The sequence below is a fragment of the Micromonospora narathiwatensis genome (assembly GCF_900089605.1).
GTDB lineage: Bacteria > Actinomycetota > Actinomycetes > Mycobacteriales > Micromonosporaceae > Micromonospora > Micromonospora narathiwatensis.
Genome location: NZ_LT594324.1, coordinates 6,166,874 through 6,185,010, shown reverse-complemented (window position 1 = coordinate 6,185,010; position 18,137 = coordinate 6,166,874). Strand labels below are relative to the sequence as shown.

Below are 18,137 nucleotides of genomic sequence, written 5' to 3'. Positions count from 1 at the left end.
TCGACGCTGACCGATGTATGGGATGCACGAGTTCTGGCGAGCCATGGCATCGCCTTCGTGGAAACCTGGGATTGGGCTCAGCGTAAACCGGGCTGCCTCGCGAGTCAGTGGGACTGGTTGTGAAGAACTGCACAAGGTACGGCCACGCTGCGGCATCGCGATCTGATACCCGCTTTCGCGCGCAGTTTCACGCAAATCCTGCGGAAAACCTTCGGCCCTCGCCGGCGTCGGTGGTCCCGCTCGGATACGCGATGTGCGGAAGGGCACCCGGATGTCGTGAACCACGATTCCGTGATCCCGTCCACGATTACGCCACAGCCGGTTACGCTGCGCTCACCGACTCCGGAACGGCCGCAACGGAGTCCGGAACGGACGGTGCGCGCCGGAGGACGCACCGTCGTCGATTCGCCGCGGGCCGGCCGACCGAGGGGCCGACCGGTGACCCGGGCCCGGCCCCGCTTGCGGTTGCTACCGCCCCGGGGTACCTCCAACCGGTACTCTCTGCGGGTGGCCGCGACGATGACCGGAGACCAACCGGGGGCTCCGAAGACCCGCCGGGGTCTGCTCAGGGCCCTGCTGGACCGTTTCGGTCACCTCGTCCGCGAGCTGAGCAAGTTCGCCACGGTGGGCGGGTTCGCGTTCCTCGTCGACCTCGCGCTCTTCAACTACCTGGCCAGCGTGCAGCACGTGCCGTCCGTGGGGGCGAAGACCATCTCCACGGTGGTCGCGGCGACCCTCGCCTTCCTCGGCAACCGGTTCTGGACCTGGCGGCACCGCCCGCGCTCGAACCCGGCCCGCGAGTACGCGCTGTTCTTCTTCTTCAACGGGGTCGGCCTGGGCATCGCCGTCGGCTGCCTCGCGCTGAGCCGCTACGGGCTGGGCGCCATCTGGCCCCGCGTCTTCCAGACCGCCCTGGCCGACAACGTGGCCAGCTTCGTCGTCGGCACCGGCCTCGGGACGCTGTTCCGATTCTGGTCGTACCGGCGGTTCGTTTTCGTGGAGGGGGGAACTCCCCCTGTTCCGGGAACGAGCCACGACCGAGAGTCCGAGGCGTGACCCTCCACCCATCCCGTCCCGCCGGGCCGAGCCGGCCCTGCCTGCTGCCCTAAGGTGTTTCGCATGCCTGGAGTCCGTCTGCTGCCCGAGCGCTGGCAGAAGTTCATCCATGAGGCGCTGAAATTCGGCATCGTCGGCGGCATCAACACCGTCATCAATTACGCGGTGTTCAATGCGCTGGCACTCACGGTTTTCCGAGACGGCCAGCTCAAGGCGACCGTGGTCGCGACCATCGTGGCCACCATCACGTCGTATCTCATGAATCGTCACTGGACGTACCGGGATCGACCCAAGGCGGCTCTTCGCCGGGAATACACCCTGTTCTTCCTGTTCAACGCCACTGGCCTGATCATCGAACTGGGCGTGCTGGCGGCGGCGAAGTACGGCCTCGGCATCACCAGCCTGCTCGCGCTGAACGGGGCGAAGACCGGCGGCGTCCTGCTGGCCACCGTGTTCCGCTTCTGGTCGTACCGGACGTTCGTCTTCCAGCCGCCGCCGCAGCACGCCGAGGAGAACTGGCACGCCATCCCGCGTGACGAATGGGACAACGTGGCGGAGATGGACCCGGTGGCGGAGCTGGCCGAGTCGGTCAGCGAGCTGGAGGAGACCGAGCCCCACCCGGGCGTACGGCCCGACTACGCCCCGCACCAGCAGGGGCGTCCCGCCCCGGCGGACGCCGGCCTGGGCCGTACCCTCGGCGGGGGCCTGAACCCGGAGCTGGCCACCGAGTTCCAGGGCGGCACCCGCCGCCTCCCCCGCCACTGACCGCGTGCCCACGGCGGCCCGGCCCGCCCACCACCGGCGATCATGAAGTTGTCGCCGCCCGCACGGCGGGTGGTGGCGACAAACCTCATGATCGACGACGGCGCCCGAGGAATCAGGCCGAGGGATCGCGCAGCGGCTTGCCCTCGCGCATGTCGGCGAGGATCTCCCGCATCTCGCCGTCGCCCAGGCTGTGCTTGTCGTGGTGGGCCTCGACCAGCTCGTAGAGCCTGGTCTGCACCCGGTCGACGTGCGGGACGTCGTGGAGCACCGACTGCCCACGCTCACCGGCCGACTCGATGGTGAGCGTCCCGCAACCGAGCAGTCGCTCGATGAAACGCTGGTGCATGGAGTGGTCGTTGATCCGGGTCAGCGGCAGGTCCCGCCGGTCACGGGAGAAGACGCCCTGCTGGAGCAGCACCCGCTCGTTGGTGAAGAGATAGTGCGTGGTACGCCAGACCAGGTACGGCCAGAAGGCCAGCCAGAGCACCAGCGCCAGGCAGAGTGCGGCGATCACGTAGAGCGCGATCGTGCCGCCGCCGCCCTCGGGCAGCAGGATCCAACCCGCGACCACCGCCGCGACGGCGAGCACCAGCACCAGGATCGGCCGGATCAGCGCCTTCCAGTGCGGGTGCAGGTGCAGCACGACGTGCTCGTCCTCGGTGAGCACGTCTTCAGGGAACGCCACGGGAACCTCCTCGCAGAACTGGACGCGCTGACCGTAACCGGTCGACGCATCCCCGCAGAATCGGCCGCGCGGCGGGCGTTGGGCGGGACGCCGTCCCGCGCCGGAGCCGGTCCGGTCAGCGCAGGTGGAGGACGTCGCCGGCCGCGAGGCGGAGTTCGCCGGCCGGCCCGTCGACCAGGAGCTGACCGTCCGGGTCGACGCCGGTGGCGGTGCCGCGTACCTCGCGGCCGTCGGGGAGCAGGACCCGGACGTCACGGCCGACGGTGGCACAGGCGGCCACGTACGCGTCCCGCAGGCCGCTGGCGACCGCGTCGCCGCCGGCCGCGCGCCAGCGGTCGTACCAGTCGGCGAGCGAGCGCAGCAGAGCGCGCAGCAGCGGGTCCCGGTCGGTGGCGGCGGCCCCGGCGAGCTGGAGCGAGGTGGCGGGCAGCCCGGTCGGGTTCGCCGGCAGCTCGTCGGCGCGCAGGGTGACGTTGAGGCCGATGCCGACCACGATCGCGGGCGGCCGGGCCGCGCTGCCACCCGGCACCGCCTCGGCCAGCACCCCGGCGCACTTGGCGCCCTCGATCAGCAGGTCGTTGGGCCACTTCAGGCGGGCGTCCAGCTCGGCCAGCCGGGCCACCGCGTCGACCAACGCGACCCCGGCGAGCAGCGGCAGCCAGCCGTACCCCGCGGGTGGCACGGGCGACCAGCCGCGCTCCGGAACGGCCTCGCCGGGCCGGAGCAGGACGCTGGTCGCGATGCCGGCCCGGGGCGGCGACTGCCAGACCCGGCCGCGCCGGCCCCGGCCGGCGCTCTGCCGCTCGGCGACCACCACCAGACCCTCCGGCTCGCCGGCCGCGGCGGCCTCGACCACGTCGGCGTTGGTCGAGCCGGTCTCCGCGCGCAGTTCCAGGCGGCGCCACGGCCCGTGCGGCGCGACCAGCGCGCGCCGCAGCCGGGCCGCCGACAGCGGCGGGCGGTCCAGATCGGTGTACGGCGAGCCGGGCATCCCGCCAGCCTACGGCCCGGCGGCGCACGGTCCCCGGTAAGCCGGTGAGGCGCACTGCACAACGGGCCCCAGCTGAACCATCGTTATATTCCCTGGGTGACTACCGAGACCGGGATCAACATCCACACCACCGCCGGGAAGCTGGCGGACCTGGAACGCCGGGTCGACGAGGCGGTGCACGCCGGGTCGGCGCGCGCGGTCGAGAAGCAGCACGCCCGGGGCAAGAAGACCGCCCGGGAGCGGATCGAGATGCTGCTCGACGAGGGCTCCTTCGTCGAGCTGGACGAGTTCGCCCGGCACCGGTCCACCAACTTCGGGCTGGCGAAGACCCGGCCGTACGGCGACGGTGTGGTGACCGGCTACGGCACGGTGGACGGCCGCCAGGTCTGCGTCTTCGCGCAGGACTTCACGGTCTTCGGCGGCTCCCTCGGCGAGGTCTTCGGCGAGAAGATCGTCAAGGTGATGGACCTGGCCATGAAGATCGGCTGCCCGGTCGTCGGCATCAACGACTCCGGTGGCGCGCGGATCCAGGAGGGCGTCGCCTCACTCGGCCTCTACGGCGAAATCTTCTTCCGCAACGTCCGGGCCAGCGGCGTCATCCCGCAGATCTCGCTGATCATGGGCCCGTGCGCGGGCGGCGCGGTCTACTCCCCGGCGGTCACCGACTTCACCGTGATGGTCGACCAGACCTCGCACATGTTCATCACCGGCCCCGACGTGATCAAGACGGTCACCGGCGAGGACGTCGGCATGGAGGAGCTGGGCGGCGCCCGGACCCACAACGCCCGCAGCGGCAACGCGCACTACCTCGGCTCCGACGAGGAGGACGCGATCGAGTACGTGAAGGCGCTGCTGTCGTACCTGCCGTCGAACAACCTGGACGAGCCGCCGGTCTTCGACGCGCCCGCCGTGCTGGAGGTGACCGACGACGACCGTGCCCTGGACACGCTGATCCCGGACTCGGCGAACCAGCCGTACGACATGCACCGGGTCATCGAGCACGTCCTCGACGACGGCGAGTTCCTGGAGGTCCAGCCGCTCTACGCGCAGAACATCGTGGTCGGTTTCGGCCGGGTCGAGGGGCGCCCGGTGGGCGTGGTCGCCAACCAGCCGATGCAGTTCGCCGGCACCCTGGACATCGCCGCGTCGGAGAAGGCGGCCCGCTTCGTGCGTACCTGCGACGCGTTCAACATCCCCGTGCTCACCTTCGTGGACGTGCCCGGCTTCCTCCCCGGCACCGGCCAGGAGTGGGACGGCATCATCCGCCGGGGCGCGAAGCTCATCTACGCGTACGCCGAGGCCACCGTCCCGAAGGTCACCGTGATCACCCGCAAGGCGTACGGCGGCGCGTACGACGTGATGGGCTCCAAGCACCTCGGCGCGGACCTGAACTTCGCCTGGCCGACCGCGCAGATCGCGGTGATGGGTGCGCAGGGCGCGGTGAACATCCTCTACCGGCAGGAACTCGCGAACGCCGAGGACCCGGCGGCCGTCCGCGCCGAGAAGATCGCCGAGTACGAGGACACCCTGGCCAACCCGTACATCGCCGCCGAACGCGGGTACGTCGACGGCGTGATCCCGCCGCACGAGACCCGTACCCAGATCGTCCGGGCGCTGCGGGTGCTGCGTACGAAGCGCGAGACCCTGCCCCCGAAGAAGCACGGCAACATCCCACTCTGATTCTCAATCCGCGCAACTTCGGGGAGGTTGGCCCATCCCGAGGCCGGGAGGCAGCAGCTTCCCTGAAGTTGCGCGGCTCCTGCTGCGCCGAGGACGGTCAGCAGCGGGGGTTGGCGGCGAGACACATGCGGCGGGTGGCGACCACCGCCAGGCGAAGGTAGTCGGACTCGCTCGCCCAGACGCCCAGCCGGAGGACGGTAACCAGATCCCCGACGCGCACCACCGCGACGGTCTGCGGATCCGGCGCCTCGGCGAGCACCTCCTCGGGGGCGTCGTCGCGTCGGGTCTCGCTGGTCGTGTGCCGGATCAGCACCGCGTCGTCGCCGGCGAACCCTCGGGCCACCACCTCCCAGCTGTGACGCGCGAACGACGTGGTCAACTCCCCGATGACCGGCCCGAGCCCGACGTTCTGACCCGTTTGGACGTCCAGCCAGTCCAGGCAGGGACGGATCCGACGGTCGATGTCGGCGGAGAAGCTCGCCGCCAGCTCCGGACCGATGCGGTAGACGTCCTGGCTGAGCTGCATGTCCTGGTCCGTCCGCGGGTCCCGCACGAACGACTGGGAGCGGGAGTAGCGGGACATCTCCCAGATGGGCGAGACGTTTCGCTCCGCCAGGCACTGGGCCCAGACCGGTTCGATGACGATCGGCTCACCGAGACCGGCCCCGGTGAGCGCCGATCCGGCCTTCACCGGCAGGTCCTCGGGCTGCAACAGCGCGTCGAGTGGAATCTCGGCCCGGCCCGTCGGGGACGCGGCCGGCCCGGTCGCCGTAGGCGGGCCCGACAGCCCGGGCAGCCCGGCGGTGGCCACCGCCGAGGAGGACAGGAGGACGAAGACGACGGCCGCTGCACCCACCACCCGGCGCCGGCTGCGACGCCGGGCCCGGGCACGCAGTTCGGCGGCGTCGGGCCAGCGGACAACGCCCAGTTCCCGCTGCACCAGTTCGACGAATGCCAGGTCGTCGTCACGCATCGGTGGCCTCCTCCAGATCCACGACCGCGAGCAGTCCGGCGAGCGCGGCACGCCCCCGGGAGAGTCGCGCCTTCACCGTGCCGACCGGGGCCGCGGTCTCCCGGGCGACCTCGGCGACCGGCATGCCGAGCAGGTAGTAGAGCGCGATGGCGGTGCGCTGCTCCTCGGGGAGCCGGCGCAGCGCGGCCACCACCTCGACGGTGTCGCTGTTGGGTGCGGGGACCGTTTCCTCCGCGCCGTGCCGCAGGTAAGCCCGGGCCCGGCTGCGCAGGCTGCGCCACCGGCTCACCGCGATCCGGCTCGCCACCACCCGCACCCACGCCTCCGGGTCGTCGTACCCCTGCACCGTCGACCACCGCTGCCAGGCCCGGATGTACGCCTCCTGCACGGCGTCCTGGGCCTCGGCGAGGTTGCCGGTGAGCACGTAGACGAAGCCGAGCAGCCGCTGTCGGCTGCCCCGGTAGAACTCGTCGAACCCGTCGACGTCCGTCACTCTGCTACCTCCCCGGCGGCGGTCGCAGGGGAGACGCCTGGCGCCGGGCGTGCGGTTGCCCGGTCAGCCGACCATTTTCGCCAACTCGGCGAGGGGGAAGCCGCCGGCCGGGATCCGCTCGCGTACCGCCCGACGGACGGCGACCTGGACCGCCGCGTTCGCCGGGGCCGGTACCCCGTGCAGCCGGCCGAGCAGCACGATCTCGCCGTTGAGGTGGTCGGCCTCGGCGGAGCCGGCGCCACGGGCCAGGCTCTGCCAGGTGGAACCGCCGGCCCGCGCCTCGCCGCCGACGGGACGGTGCCGCACCTGGTCGCCCCGCTCGGCGGCCTCCTCCTGTCGGGTGGTGTGCGGGATCCCGGCGGCGGCCAGCACGGCCTCCCCCTCGGCGCGTACCCGGGCGGCCAGGGGCTCGGGGATGTCCGCGCCGAGCAGCGCCTGGAGGCCGTTACCGAGGTTGCTGAGCAGCTTGCCGTACTTCCAGCGCATCACGTCGTCGCGGACCGGGGCGGCGAAACCGGCGGCGGTCAGGTCGGCGGCCACCGACCGGCTGGTGTCGTCCGATCCGGCCGGGTAGCGGCCGATGTGCAGCATCCCCGGGTGCGGGTGCCCGTTGGCGACGACCACGCCCGGGTCCAGGTGGGTGGCGGGGAGCCAGACACAGACCGGGTGCACCCGGGCGAAGAGCCGCAACGCGGCCCGCTCGTTGGCGACGCCGTTCTGGGCCAGCAGGATCGGCAGCCGCTCGCCCGCCGTGCCGCCGCCCTCGACGGGCGCGTCCACCCAGGTCGCCAGGGCCGCGTCGGTGTCCTGCGACTTCACCGTCAACACCAGGGCGGTGTCGGCCGGCAGCGGCCGGTCGCCCGGGCCGGCCAGGGCGGGCAGCCGGCTGGTCACCGAGCCCTCCGGGGTACGCAGGGTCAGCCCCCGCTGCCGGATCGTGTCCAGGTGCGCGCCGCGGGCCACCAGCGTCACGTCGCGGCCGGCCTCCCCCAGGCGTACGCCGATGGTGCCGCCGACCGCGCCCGCCCCGATGATCACGTATCGCATTCGTCCGATTCTGCCCCCAGCCCGGTCAGTTCGCGGTTACGGGCGGCGAAATCCTCGGTGACCCGGCGTCAGAGGGCGAGGCCCGCGTCGGTGAGGATCGGGCCGGCGAGCAGCAGCGCACCGCCGACCAGAACGGCCAGGTTGATCAGGGCGAAGACCGTCACCCAGAACAGCGCCGGGAACGGGGTGAGCCGGGCGAGCTGGTCCGCGTCGGACTCGGGCATCCGGCCCCGGCTGCGTACCCTTTGCAGCTCGACCACCGGGCGTACGCCGCCGAAGAGCAGGAACCAGACCGACGTCCAGGCGAAGGCCGCCTGCACGTCGGGGGACGCGTACCAGGAGACGGCGAGCACCACACCGCCGGTGACCAGCACCGACAGCACGCCGAACACGTTGCGGATCAACACCAGCATGGCCAGCAGCAGCGCCACCGCGATCCAGAGCAGCAGGGTGATCCGGTTGCCGGCGAGCAGCCACCCCCCGGCGAGACCGATCAGCGACGGGGCGACGTACCCGGCGAGCAGGGTGACGATCATCCCCGGCCCGGTGGGCCGCCCGGCGGAGAGGGTGAGCCCGGAGGTGTCCGAGTGCAGCCGGACGCCGCGCAGCTTCCGGCCGGTCAGCAACGCCGCCAGCGCGTGACCGCCCTCGTGGGCGATGGTGACCGCGTTGCGGGCGACCCGCCAGGGCACCCGGGTGACGACCACGGTCAGCGCGACGACGGCGGTGACCAGGACCAGCAGCGGCGGCGGGGCGGGCTGCGCGCTCAGCAGCTTGTCCCAGAGGGTGGTGAGGCCGTCGATGAGGGGCATGGGCGGGCAGCCTACCGGCCCGAGCTGTGTCGCCTCGCAGGCGCGGCCTCGTGTCGTTGGAGGACCGGGTGGCCAAGGCCGGCGAGAGCCTCGCGCTCACCGAGCCGTTCCGCTGGGCAGCGGCCCCGGCCACGTTCCATTGACCGGCATGGTCGCCAACAAGTCGGCGGCAGCGGGACCGGCTGGGAATGCTGGTCCGGCTGCCGCCACCGTCGTGTCCGTCGCCCGGTCAGGCCCTGCGTCGCGCGCCGACCGGTACGGGCAGGGCGCTCCGTCCGGTCAGGGTGGGCCGCCGGGCCAGTCGCCAGGCCGCCGTCCCCGCGACGACGAGGGCCGCGACAGTGAACGCCGCGGCCGGCGCGGAGAGGCCGGCCCCGGTCAGCAGCAGGACGATGTTCCCGAGCGCGACCAGCATCCACAGTGCCAGCCGGGCCCCGGTGTCCTTGAGTCGGTGACCCATGTCGTACCTCCTTCCGTCGTCGCAACTTCCATACCCCGTACGACGGAAGGCCATGCGAATCACGTTCGCGGCGGCCGGAGAGCCTGGTCTCAGTTCCTCCGGTCCGGCTTGAAGCCCTTGGTGATGATGTCGAAGTTGGCGAGGTTGGCGTCCCAGTCGGTCACCGGCACCTCCCAGCGCAGCGCGTAGCCCCGGTTGCTGGCGGTGACCACGCCCCGGTTGCGGGTGTGGATCCGGACGCCGTCCCGCGTCTCCAGCCAGTCCCAGTCCGCACAGGTGCGGTAGTAGGGGTCACAGGGCCTGATGTCCAGGTACTTGTAGTCCTTGACGAACCTCTTGCGATCTTTTTCCTTGCTCTTCCAGTCGGCGTACGCATCGGTCCCAGGCGTGTTGGTCCACTGCATGAAGAGCCGTCGCGGACTGTTGGGGTCGTAGAGGGTGACCTGATCGGAGCGCTCGGTGCTGGCCCGCCACCCGTCCGGGATCGGCACCTGGAAGCCGTTGCGCCCGGTGTAGTAGTGCCAGCCGGTGGGCAACGCGTCAGCGGAGGCGGAGGGGGTCGCCGACGGCGTGGGGCTGGGTGCGGTGCTGGTCGGGGCGGCCGACGTCGGTGCGGCGGTGGTCGGGGGCGGCGGCGCGGAGGCAGCCGAGGTGGCACCCGCCCCGCTCGGCTGCCCGCCGTCGCCCTTGTCGTCGCCGCTGATGAGCAGCGGTACGGCCACCGCGAGGCCGAGCACCAGCACCGCGGCGAGCGCGACAATCAGCAGATTGCGCCGGTTGCGCTCCGGCTTCGTACCCTCGATGACCTCGGCCCGGCCGGTCGACGGCGCCGGACTCACCGGCTCCGCCAGCACGGAGGTGGGGCTTCTCGGCGGAGACGGCGGCTGCGCCGGGGCCACGACGGCCGGAGTGCTGTCGATCCGCGTCTCGTCGAGGGCCGGGTCCGGTCCGTCCACCAGCGCCTCGACGTCGCCGGGCTCTGGGGCGTCGAGCACCGGTGCGGCATCGAGCTTCGCGGTCGGCGGCTCGGCGGCCGGCGGGGCAAGCTTCGTGGTCGGCTCGGCCGGCGGCGGGGCCACCTTCGCGGTGGGGGCCGCGTCCAGGCCGTCGGGAACCTTGGCGGTCGCGTCGTCCGCCGCGACGGCCGGACTCTGGTCGGGCTTGCGCGGAGCCGGGGTGGCCGGGGAACGCTCGACGTGGCCGTCGGCCGGGCGCGGCGCCGGCACCAGCGGTGGGCGCGGCTCGCGCGGACCGTTCGGCCCCGGCCGGCGTACGCCGTCCAGCAGCGAGATGCCCCGCGCACGCCGCCCGGCGGCCTTACGGAGCATGCGCTCGGCCACCTCGGCCGTGATCCGCTCGGCCGGGTCCTTGCGCAGCAAACCCTGCAGGACCGGCTTGAGCGGCCCGGCGTTCTTCGGCGGCGGCAACGGCTCGACGGCGAGCGCGGCCAGGGTGGCGATCGCCGACGGCCGGGCGTACGGCGACTTGCCTTCCACGGCGGCGTAGAGCGTCGCGCCCAGCGACCAGAGGTCGGCCTCGGGCCCCGCCGTGCCGTCCCGGGCCCGCTCCGGCGCGATGTACGCGGGCGAGCCGAGCACCATGCCGGTGCGGGTGACGTTCGGGTCGCCGGGAATGGTGGCCAGACCGAAGTCGGTGAGCACCACCCGATCGTCGTTGCCGATCAGCACGTTGCCCGGCTTCACGTCGCGGTGCATGATGCCGGCCTTGTGGGCGGCCTTCAACGCGCCCAGCACCCCGAGACCGATCTGGACCGCCTTGGCCGACGGCACCGGCCCGTCCTCGGCGAGGATGTCCTGCAACGACTTGGACGGCACGTACTCCATGACGATCCACGGATCGCCGTCCGTACGCAGCACGTCGAAGATGCGGACCACGTTGATGTTGTTCAGCCGGGCGATCGCCCGCGCTTCCCGCAACGAGCGTTCCCGCATCTCGCGGCGCTCCTCAGGGGTGAGGCTGGGCGGCGGGACCAACTCCTTGATGGCCACGTCCCGGTGCAGCACCTCGTCGCGCGCCTTCCACACCCTGCCCATGCCACCCTGGCCGAGCGGCGAGATGAGCCGGTACCGGTCAGCGACGAGTTGGGGAAGCGCGTTCGACATCGCTGAAACCGTACCCGGCAGCTCCAACGGGCACATCGCCGGCACGCCACTGTGCGAGGAAGGTCAAGTTCTCGACGCGTACCCTGAACTCATGTCTGCCGAAGAGCCGCTGTTCCGGATCGTCCGCGGGGTGCCCACCCCCGAGGAACTGGCCGCCCTGGTCGGCGCGATCGTGACGCGGACCCGACCGGCCACCGCCGCCGCGCCGGCCGCCGTGTCGCAGTGGACGCGCGGTGCCCGCCCGGCGGGCGCGGCGCTCGTCGCCGGTCCCGGCGCGTGGCGCGCCTCCGGCCTCCCCCGCTGACAATTTCCGGGTACGACCAGCCTGCGCTCGGCGGGGCCACCGGGACTGCCGGGATCCTCGCCAAGCCGATAGCCTCACTCTGGGAAGCGGTACGGTGACAGACGGGGAGGGCCGATGATCCCGGAGGAGGACCGGCCGGCGGGCTGGCTGCGAGACCACGGCGGCATCGAGGCCGACATCCGACAGATGCGCGAGTTCGCCGATCGACTCCAGGACGAGGTCACCCGCAACTACGCCCCGCATCTGTCGTACATCGCCGATGACATGAAGGCGGCGATCCCCAACCCGGCCGACGCGTTCATCGAGCTGGTCCAGTTCCTCCAGGCACACCACGAGACCCAGCAGGCCACCGTCCACATGGTCTGGGACCTCGGCCCCGCGACCGGCCACCTCGCCGACGCCGCCGGCCGGATCGCCGACCAGTACGTCCACACCGACGCGTTCTCCTCCGCCCGGGTCGCCGACGTCGAACGGGCCCTGGGCCACACCGGCGCGACCGGGGCACGGCCGCTCCCCGTACTGCCCGATCCGACGTCGGCGGCGGGCGGGCCGGTGGTGCTGCCATGATCGAGCGGGGCCACGGCCGCACCTCGGGCCTCACCGACTGGCGGCTGATGAACGTGCTCAGCATGTGGGCGTGCCTCCAGGATCAGGAGACCACCGGGCAGTGGAAGCAGGTCGCCGGGTGGCGCAAGGTCTGCGACCTCGCCCTGGCCCACCTGGGCCGGCTGAAGGAATACCGCCGAGGGCTCGCCGAAGCCTGGCCGCCGGAGAGCAACGCCGCCGCGCGGGCGTACGTCGCCGAACTGGACCAGCTCATCGACAAGGTGCAACGCACCCACGACGCCGCCGCCGCCAACTACGACGCGCTCGCCGCCGCCACACGCGCCATCACCAGCACCCGTACCGACCTCAAGCCGATCTACGACGAGTACGCCGCCAAACTCCAGCAGAAGCGGGCGTACGAGGCGACGCTCGCGGACCCGAAGGCGGTGGCCGGCAGCCGCCTACCCGAACGGCCACCGGTGACGGACGCGGACCTGGAGCAACTGAACATCCGAGCGCGGAGCCTCATGACGGGGCTGAGCGGCGAACTCCAACAAGCCCAAGCAATGCTCCGCCAACCACCACCCACCCCAAAGACATGGCCTGGACGAGAACACCTCGACCCCGACGTCTACGGCAACTCCGCGACTCCAGCGCTCCCGCCAATCGTGCCGGTACCAGTGGCACCCACTGGCCATGCGCCAGGAGCAAGCCGCACATCGACGACGACTGAGCTGGTTTCGCCGCCGGCGGCACTCCGGCCTGGGGCGGCATCTGGAGCGGGTCCAGTTCTCGGCGGCGTCGGCACCGATCTCGCGCCTACACAGGCCGCTCCGAACTTGCCGAGCACCTCACCACCTCCGGCATCGAACGGCGGCAGCGTAGGAGCTCCACCAAACCTGCCGCCGATTTCCGGTGCCACAGGTCGCGCCCCCAACTTAAGTTCCCCGCACGGCCAACCGGGCACGATCGGCCGCTCAACTGCCGGAGGCGAGGCTCATCTACCTCACACCACCGCATCCCGGCCGATGCCGCCAGGTGGCCTAATCGGAGGTACACCAGGCATGGGACTCCGCCAACCCGGAGGGGGCGCAATCCCGCCTCGCAGGGTCAATCCAGTGGGCGGCGTAATTGGTGGCGGCGGTGCAGGGACAGCACCAACCGGTGCCGCCGGTTCGCGCCCAGGTACGGGCCGCGCCTTCCCTCTTAATGGAATGCATGGAATATCCCCAATGGGAGGCACCCCGGGGGTCGGCCCACGGACACCGGACACTCAGGTGCCACCCGATCGATCAGGGAGGTGCGGACAAGGCGAGGACAAGGCCCATCGCTGGGACCCGGACAATCCGTGGAAAATAGACACCGGGGTCAACCCGGTTGTTCATCCACCAAACGAACAAGGCCCCATCGATCCCGGGCCGGCCATCGGCATTGACCGGTGAAGCAATATCACGTTCTAACGGCCTTCAGCGCCGCTCTGATCGCCATGACGCAAGTGCTGCCACCGGCGGCGTCATCCTCGACCGCCCCTCACCCTCCTGGGGCCGAACAGGTGCGGACCGATGAATGGCACCTCAGTTTTCTAAAGGTGACTAACGCACACCGAATTAGCCGCGGCGTCGGCGTTATCGTCGGCCTGCCGGACACCGGCGTGGATCCACACCCCGACCTAGCCGGCAATCTACTTGCCGGCATCGATATGACTGGGAGCGGCGACGGTTTACAGGACCAGGATGGTCACGGCACTGCAATGGCCGGCCTTATTGCGGCTCATGGTCAACGCGATGGGACAGGAGCACTGGGCATAGCTCCAGAGGCGAAAATATTGCCTGTTCGCGGGAAGCGAATCAGCGATGGAGGCGAAGCCGAGAAACTTGCAGCAAGCATCGAATATGCAGTACGACAAGGCGTCGACGTCATTTGCATCTCTGCCGTTACCCCGAGAAGTGCTCGCCTCGAACGCACAGTGGAAATGGCTCTCCGCGCGGATGTTGTCGTCGTCGCCGCAGCTGGGAATCGCCCGGACGACGTAAATGTGGGTTATCCCGCTTCTCATGCCGGCGTTATCGCCGTCGCGGGCACTGATCGCCTCGGAAGACACGCCCCAGTCTCAGCGAGCGGTCCCGAGATCGATGTTGCCGCGCCCGCCGTCGACATCTACAGCACAAGCTATGGCGGTAACTACTCCAAAGGCACCGGAACATCGGCAGCTACGGCGATCGTTGCCGGGGCGGTCGCGCTGATCCGGTCCAAGTACCCCAACCTTCCTGCTCAGGAGGTCGTGCACCGCCTGACTGCCACCGCTATCGACAAGGGACCGCCCGGCCGGGACGACGAGTACGGCTACGGCGTCATCGATCTGGTCGCCGCGCTCACCGCGGACGTGCCTCCACTGGGCTTCGAGTCGGTGGCAGCGACCGCGCCCACCTCAGCGCAGGCGACGGCACCGGACGACAGCACAGGTGACGGCGCGACGGCGCGCGGACTGGCGACGCTGGGCGTACTGGTGGCGGCGGGTGGCGGCTATCTGGTGTGGCGTCGTCGTCGCCGTGCCGACGATCCGCCGCCCCGGATCAGCCGGTAGCGTCGGTGGGGTGTTGAGTTCCGTACCGCTGCGCCTTGTGCTCGCCTCCCAGAGTCCCGCCCGCCGCAAGCTGCTCCAGGCCGCCGGGATCGAACCGGATGTGCTGGTGAGCGGCGTCGACGAGTCGCAGGTGGTCAGCGACCAGGCCGAGGAGTTGTGCCTGGAGTTGGCCCGGCTGAAGGCGCAGGCTGTGTTGGGCCGGCTGCGCGCGACGCCGGACGAGCGGACGTTGGTGCTCGGCTGCGACTCGGTGCTGGCCTTCGACGGCGAGATCCTGGGCAAGCCGGCGGACGCGGCGGACGCCACGCGACGGTGGCAGCGGATGCGCGGGCGTAGCGGGGTGCTGCACACCGGGCACTGCCTGGTCGACGTGGTGCACGAGTCGCGGGCGGAGGGGGTCGCCTCGACGACGGTGCACTTCGCGGACATCAGCGACGAGGAGATCGCCGCGTACGTGGCGACGGGCGAGCCGTTGGCGGTGGCCGGGGCGTTCACCATCGACGGGCTGGGCGGGGCGTTCCTGACCGGCATCGAGGGCGACCCGGGCACGGTGGTGGGACTGAGCCTGCCGCTGCTGCGTACTCTCCTCGGCGAGTTGGGGCTACGCGTCACCGACCTGTGGACGAAGGTCGCGCCCGGGGGCCAGGAGATCGAACATCTCGGCTAACGTCCGATCATGAGCACGAAACCGCTGCCGCTGACCCCGGAACTGTATGCCTATCTCGTGGCGCACGGTTCCGCGCCCGACGAGATCGTCCAGGAGTTGGCCGAGGAGACCCGGGCCGCCCTTCCCGCGCAGGCTGACATGCAGGTCGCGCCGGAGCAGGCCGCGTTCCTGACCTTCCTCACCCGGCTGCTCGGGGTGCGGCAGGCGGTGGAGGTGGGCACGTTCACCGGGCTCTCCTCGCTGGCGATCGCCCGGGGCCTCGCCGACGGTGGCCGGCTGACCTGCTTCGACATCTCCGAGGAGTACACCGGGATCGCGCGCCGCTACTGGACCCGCGCCGGCGTGCAGGACCGGATCGACCTGCGGATCGGTCCGGCCGCCGACCGGCTGCGGGAGTTGCCCCGCGAGCGGTACCTGGACCTCGCGTTCATCGACGCCGACAAGGTCGGGTACCCGGTCTACTGGGACGAGCTGGTGCCCCGGATGCGGCCGGGCGCGGTCATCGCGGTGGACAACACGCTGCGTGGCGGCCGGGTGCTCGCCCCGCAGAACGCCGACGATCGGGCCATCGCCGCGTTCAACGACGAGATCCTCTCCGACGTCCGCGTCGACGTGGTCATGCTCCCCATCGCCGACGGGGTCTCCCTGGCCAGGGTGCGCTGACGGCCGAGCCGCCGACGAGATCGCCGATGTGGCGGTGTCCGAGGCACCGCGACACCGCCACATCGCCGACCTGGATGGGCCCACGCAGGGTCGGTCAGGAGGCGCCAGCGGCGACCGGATCGCGGCCGGTGGCGGGGTGCGCGGCGCGTAGGACGCGGCCGAGCCGCACGGTGAGCAGCACGGACGCCGCGATGAAGCCGGGCAGCAGCAGGAAGGCCAGGTGCGGTCCGACGCCGTCGGCCACCCAGCCGAGCGCGACCGGCGCGATTCCGAAACCCACCCCCATCGAGTACGACGACCAGCCGGCCGCCTTGTCGGCGGCCGGCCCGGCGACGGCGAGCGCGATGGAGATCGCGAGGGGGTAGTGCAGCGCGTTGCCCAGGCCGAGCACGACCAGGCCGGTGATCGCGAGCCAGCCGACCGGGGCGGACCAGAACAGGGCGAACCCGGCCAGGGAGACGGTCAGCGCGCCGAGCAGCAGCGGCACCGGCGGCCAGCGCAGCGCGAACCGGCCGCCGGCGAGCCGGCCAGCGAACATGCCGCAGACGATCGCGGCGACGGCCGCCGAGGCGCTGCCGGCGTCGAGCCCGGCGTGGGTACGGAGCACGTCGGCGGTCCAGAGCGACAGGCAAACCTCGATCGAGCCGGTGGCCGACATCAGCACCCAGGCGATCCAGTACGCCGCCGGCAGCCGGCCCGCCACGCGGGTACCGGCCCGCCCGCCCCGGACGGCGCTGGCCGGGGCGGCCAGACTCTCGCCGCTGGGCTCCGCCCCCGCCGGGGCGGTCGGCCGGGCCGGGTCAGCGACGGCCGGGGCAGCCATTCCGACAGGGTCGACGGCAGCCGAGGCGGTCAGCACGGCCGGGTCGGCGGCAGCCGCGGCAGCGGAGGCGGCCTTCGGCAGGCGTACCCGGAAGGTCAGGGCGGCGAGGGCGACCAGCGCGATCAGCCCGACCTCGACGGCCATCGCCGGCCGCCAGCCGTGGCCGGCGTCCACGGCGGCGCCGATGACCAGCGGCGCGAGGATGCCCATGCCGGCGCAGGCGGCGTTGGCCTCGGTGAGCGCGGCGGGCGCGGCGGGCCCGTGCTGGGCGGTGAGCACCACGTTGACCCCGCTGATCACCATCATGCCGAAGGCGGCGATCACCGCGACCGCAGCGAGGGTGGCGGGCAGCGGACGCAGCAGCCCGAGGGCGGCGACGCCGGCCGCCACCCCGGCGAGGCCGAGCCAGATGGCCGGGCCGCGGCCGAGGCGGCGGGCGGCCGGCGCGAAGAGTGCCCCGCCGAGCAACGCACCGACCGCGATGCCCGTGCTGTGCAGGCCGGCGACGGCGGCGCTGGTGCCCTGTTCGTCGCGGAGCAGCGGTACGACCGGACCGAACCCGTAGAGGAAGAAGCCCCACAGCCCCAGCTGGGCGTAGGCGAACCAGGTGGTCTTGTCACGGGTGAGGCGGGGCACCGGCCCACGCTACGCGCGTCGGGTCGGTGCCCCGCCCCGGTTGAGAGACAGCTCTCGTCGGGTCAGCGGACGCTGCGGGCGAACTGCCGCGCGGCCCACACCACCCCGGCGACGGCGAGCACCGCGATGATCGTCAAACCCTGCCAGACCCTGTCGTTGCCGAGGTCGCCGGCGAAGAGCGCCCGGGTGCCCTCGACCGCCCAGGAGAACGGGTTCCAGTTGGCGATGCCCTGGAGCCAGCCGGGGGCCAGGGCGAGCGGCAGCAGGATGCCGGAGAGCAGCAGCACCGGCTGGGCGACGGTGTTCATCAGCGGGGCGAGCGCGTCCTCGCTCTTGACCTTGAGTGCGACGCCGTACGAGACGGCCGAGGTCATCAGCGCGATCAGCGCCAGCATCAGGTACGCCAGGAGCAGGTAGCCGATGAAGACGCGCAGGTCGAACAGGAGCGCCAGCAGGGTGATGATGATCGCCTGTGCGATCAGCGAGACCACGTCCCGCAGCGAGCGGCCGAGCAGCAGGGCGAGCCGGCTGACCGGGGTGACCCGGGACCGTTCGATGACCCCGGCGCGCAGCTCGGCGATCAGGCCGAAGCCCTGGAACAGGCCACCGAAGATGGCCAGCAGCACGAGCAGGCCGGGTACGAAGATCTTGTACGCAGCGGCCTGGGTCGGCGCGTTCAGCGCCGCCTTGAGCAGCGGGGCGAAGAGCAGCAGGTACATCACCGGCTGGAAGACGCCGACGAAGAGCCAGACCGGGTTGCGCAGCAGCAGCTGGAACTGGCGTTGGAAGATCAGCCAGGTGTCGCGGGCGAATTTCATGACAGCTTCTC

The 18,137-nt window shown here is 71.6% G+C and carries 18 protein-coding genes; 8 read left to right on the top strand and 10 right to left on the bottom strand.

Annotated features, from left to right (window positions below; genetic code table 11):
• Nucleotides 1–519: 519 nt before the first annotated feature.
• Complete coding sequence (locus tag GA0070621_RS27385; protein ID WP_091202910.1) at nucleotides 520–1,056, top strand: GtrA family protein; 537 nt, start codon at nucleotides 520–522, stop codon at nucleotides 1,054–1,056.
• Nucleotides 1,057–1,119: 63 nt separating this feature from the next.
• Nucleotides 1,120–1,821 carry a GtrA family protein gene (locus GA0070621_RS27380; RefSeq protein ID WP_091201141.1) on the top strand — a complete coding sequence of 234 codons (702 nt, stop codon included), beginning with the start codon at nucleotides 1,120–1,122 and terminating at the stop codon, nucleotides 1,819–1,821.
• A gap of 112 nt (nucleotides 1,822–1,933) precedes the next feature.
• Here GA0070621_RS27380 and GA0070621_RS27375 read toward each other — a convergent pair whose 3' ends face one another.
• Together GA0070621_RS27375 and GA0070621_RS27370 are read right to left on the bottom strand one after the other, a co-directional pair.
• Nucleotides 1,934–2,506 (bottom strand): PH domain-containing protein, encoded by a 573-nt coding sequence (locus GA0070621_RS27375; RefSeq protein WP_091201139.1) that lies wholly within the window; start codon nucleotides 2,504–2,506, stop codon nucleotides 1,934–1,936.
• Between the two features lie 115 nt (nucleotides 2,507–2,621).
• Nucleotides 2,622–3,497: a biotin--[acetyl-CoA-carboxylase] ligase gene (locus GA0070621_RS27370; RefSeq protein ID WP_091201138.1), complete on the bottom strand. Its 876-nt coding sequence runs from the start codon at nucleotides 3,495–3,497 to the stop codon at nucleotides 2,622–2,624.
• Between the two features lie 96 nt (nucleotides 3,498–3,593).
• Here GA0070621_RS27370 and GA0070621_RS27365 point away from each other — a divergent pair, with 96 nt between their 5' ends.
• Nucleotides 3,594–5,177: an acyl-CoA carboxylase subunit beta gene (locus GA0070621_RS27365; RefSeq protein WP_091201136.1), complete on the top strand. Its 1,584-nt coding sequence runs from the start codon at nucleotides 3,594–3,596 to the stop codon at nucleotides 5,175–5,177.
• Nucleotides 5,178–5,274: 97 nt separating this feature from the next.
• On the opposite strand, the gene GA0070621_RS27360 is transcribed toward GA0070621_RS27365, so the two are convergent.
• From GA0070621_RS27360 to GA0070621_RS27335, 6 genes are all read right to left on the bottom strand, one after another.
• Nucleotides 5,275–6,150 (bottom strand): hypothetical protein, encoded by an 876-nt coding sequence (locus tag GA0070621_RS27360; RefSeq protein WP_091201134.1) that lies wholly within the window; start codon nucleotides 6,148–6,150, stop codon nucleotides 5,275–5,277.
• Nucleotides 6,143–6,643 (bottom strand): SigE family RNA polymerase sigma factor, encoded by a 501-nt coding sequence (locus GA0070621_RS27355; protein ID WP_091201132.1) that lies wholly within the window; start codon nucleotides 6,641–6,643, stop codon nucleotides 6,143–6,145. Before GA0070621_RS27355 ends, GA0070621_RS27360 begins: the two co-directional genes overlap by 8 nt.
• A gap of 63 nt (nucleotides 6,644–6,706) precedes the next feature.
• Nucleotides 6,707–7,690 (bottom strand): ketopantoate reductase family protein, encoded by a 984-nt coding sequence (locus GA0070621_RS27350; protein ID WP_091201130.1) that lies wholly within the window; start codon nucleotides 7,688–7,690, stop codon nucleotides 6,707–6,709.
• 68 nt (nucleotides 7,691–7,758) lie between these two features.
• On the bottom strand, nucleotides 7,759–8,502 hold the full coding sequence (locus GA0070621_RS27345; RefSeq protein WP_091201128.1) for a M50 family metallopeptidase: 744 nt from the start codon (nucleotides 8,500–8,502) through the stop codon (nucleotides 7,759–7,761).
• 229 nt (nucleotides 8,503–8,731) lie between these two features.
• A complete protein-coding gene (locus GA0070621_RS27340; RefSeq protein WP_091201126.1) occupies nucleotides 8,732–8,962 on the bottom strand; it encodes a hypothetical protein in 231 nt (76 codons plus the stop codon).
• An 89-nt stretch (nucleotides 8,963–9,051) separates the two neighbouring features.
• Nucleotides 9,052–11,085, bottom strand: coding sequence for a serine/threonine-protein kinase (locus tag GA0070621_RS27335; RefSeq protein WP_091201124.1), 2,034 nt, complete (start codon nucleotides 11,083–11,085; stop codon nucleotides 9,052–9,054).
• 91 nt (nucleotides 11,086–11,176) lie between these two features.
• Between GA0070621_RS27335 and GA0070621_RS27330 the strand changes: the two genes are divergently transcribed.
• The 5 genes from GA0070621_RS27330 (at nucleotide 11,177) to GA0070621_RS27305 (ending at nucleotide 15,849) form a co-directional block, all read left to right on the top strand.
• Nucleotides 11,177–11,389, top strand: a complete 213-nt coding sequence (locus GA0070621_RS27330) for an acyl-CoA carboxylase subunit epsilon (protein WP_091201122.1) — start codon at nucleotides 11,177–11,179, stop codon at nucleotides 11,387–11,389.
• 114 nt (nucleotides 11,390–11,503) lie between these two features.
• Nucleotides 11,504–11,956 carry a hypothetical protein gene (locus GA0070621_RS27325; RefSeq protein ID WP_091201120.1) on the top strand — a complete coding sequence of 151 codons (453 nt, stop codon included), beginning with the start codon at nucleotides 11,504–11,506 and terminating at the stop codon, nucleotides 11,954–11,956.
• A gap of 1,465 nt (nucleotides 11,957–13,421) precedes the next feature.
• Complete coding sequence (locus GA0070621_RS27315) at nucleotides 13,422–14,519, top strand: S8 family serine peptidase (protein WP_091202908.1); 1,098 nt, start codon at nucleotides 13,422–13,424, stop codon at nucleotides 14,517–14,519.
• A 10-nt stretch (nucleotides 14,520–14,529) separates the two neighbouring features.
• A complete protein-coding gene (locus GA0070621_RS27310) occupies nucleotides 14,530–15,186 on the top strand; it encodes a Maf family protein (RefSeq protein ID WP_091201116.1) in 657 nt (218 codons plus the stop codon).
• 9 nt (nucleotides 15,187–15,195) lie between these two features.
• Nucleotides 15,196–15,849, top strand: a complete 654-nt coding sequence (locus GA0070621_RS27305) for an O-methyltransferase (RefSeq protein ID WP_091201114.1) — start codon at nucleotides 15,196–15,198, stop codon at nucleotides 15,847–15,849.
• 94 nt (nucleotides 15,850–15,943) lie between these two features.
• Here GA0070621_RS27305 and GA0070621_RS27300 read toward each other — a convergent pair whose 3' ends face one another.
• Both GA0070621_RS27300 and GA0070621_RS27295 read right to left on the bottom strand, forming a co-directional pair.
• The gene (locus GA0070621_RS27300) at nucleotides 15,944–17,308 is read right to left on the bottom strand and encodes an MFS transporter (protein ID WP_091201112.1); all 1,365 of its coding nucleotides are present in this window, start codon (nucleotides 17,306–17,308) and stop codon (nucleotides 15,944–15,946) included.
• Nucleotides 17,309–17,370: 62 nt separating this feature from the next.
• Complete coding sequence (locus GA0070621_RS27295; RefSeq protein ID WP_091201110.1) at nucleotides 17,371–18,126, bottom strand: ABC transporter permease; 756 nt, start codon at nucleotides 18,124–18,126, stop codon at nucleotides 17,371–17,373.
• Nucleotides 18,127–18,137: the final 11 nt, after the last annotated feature.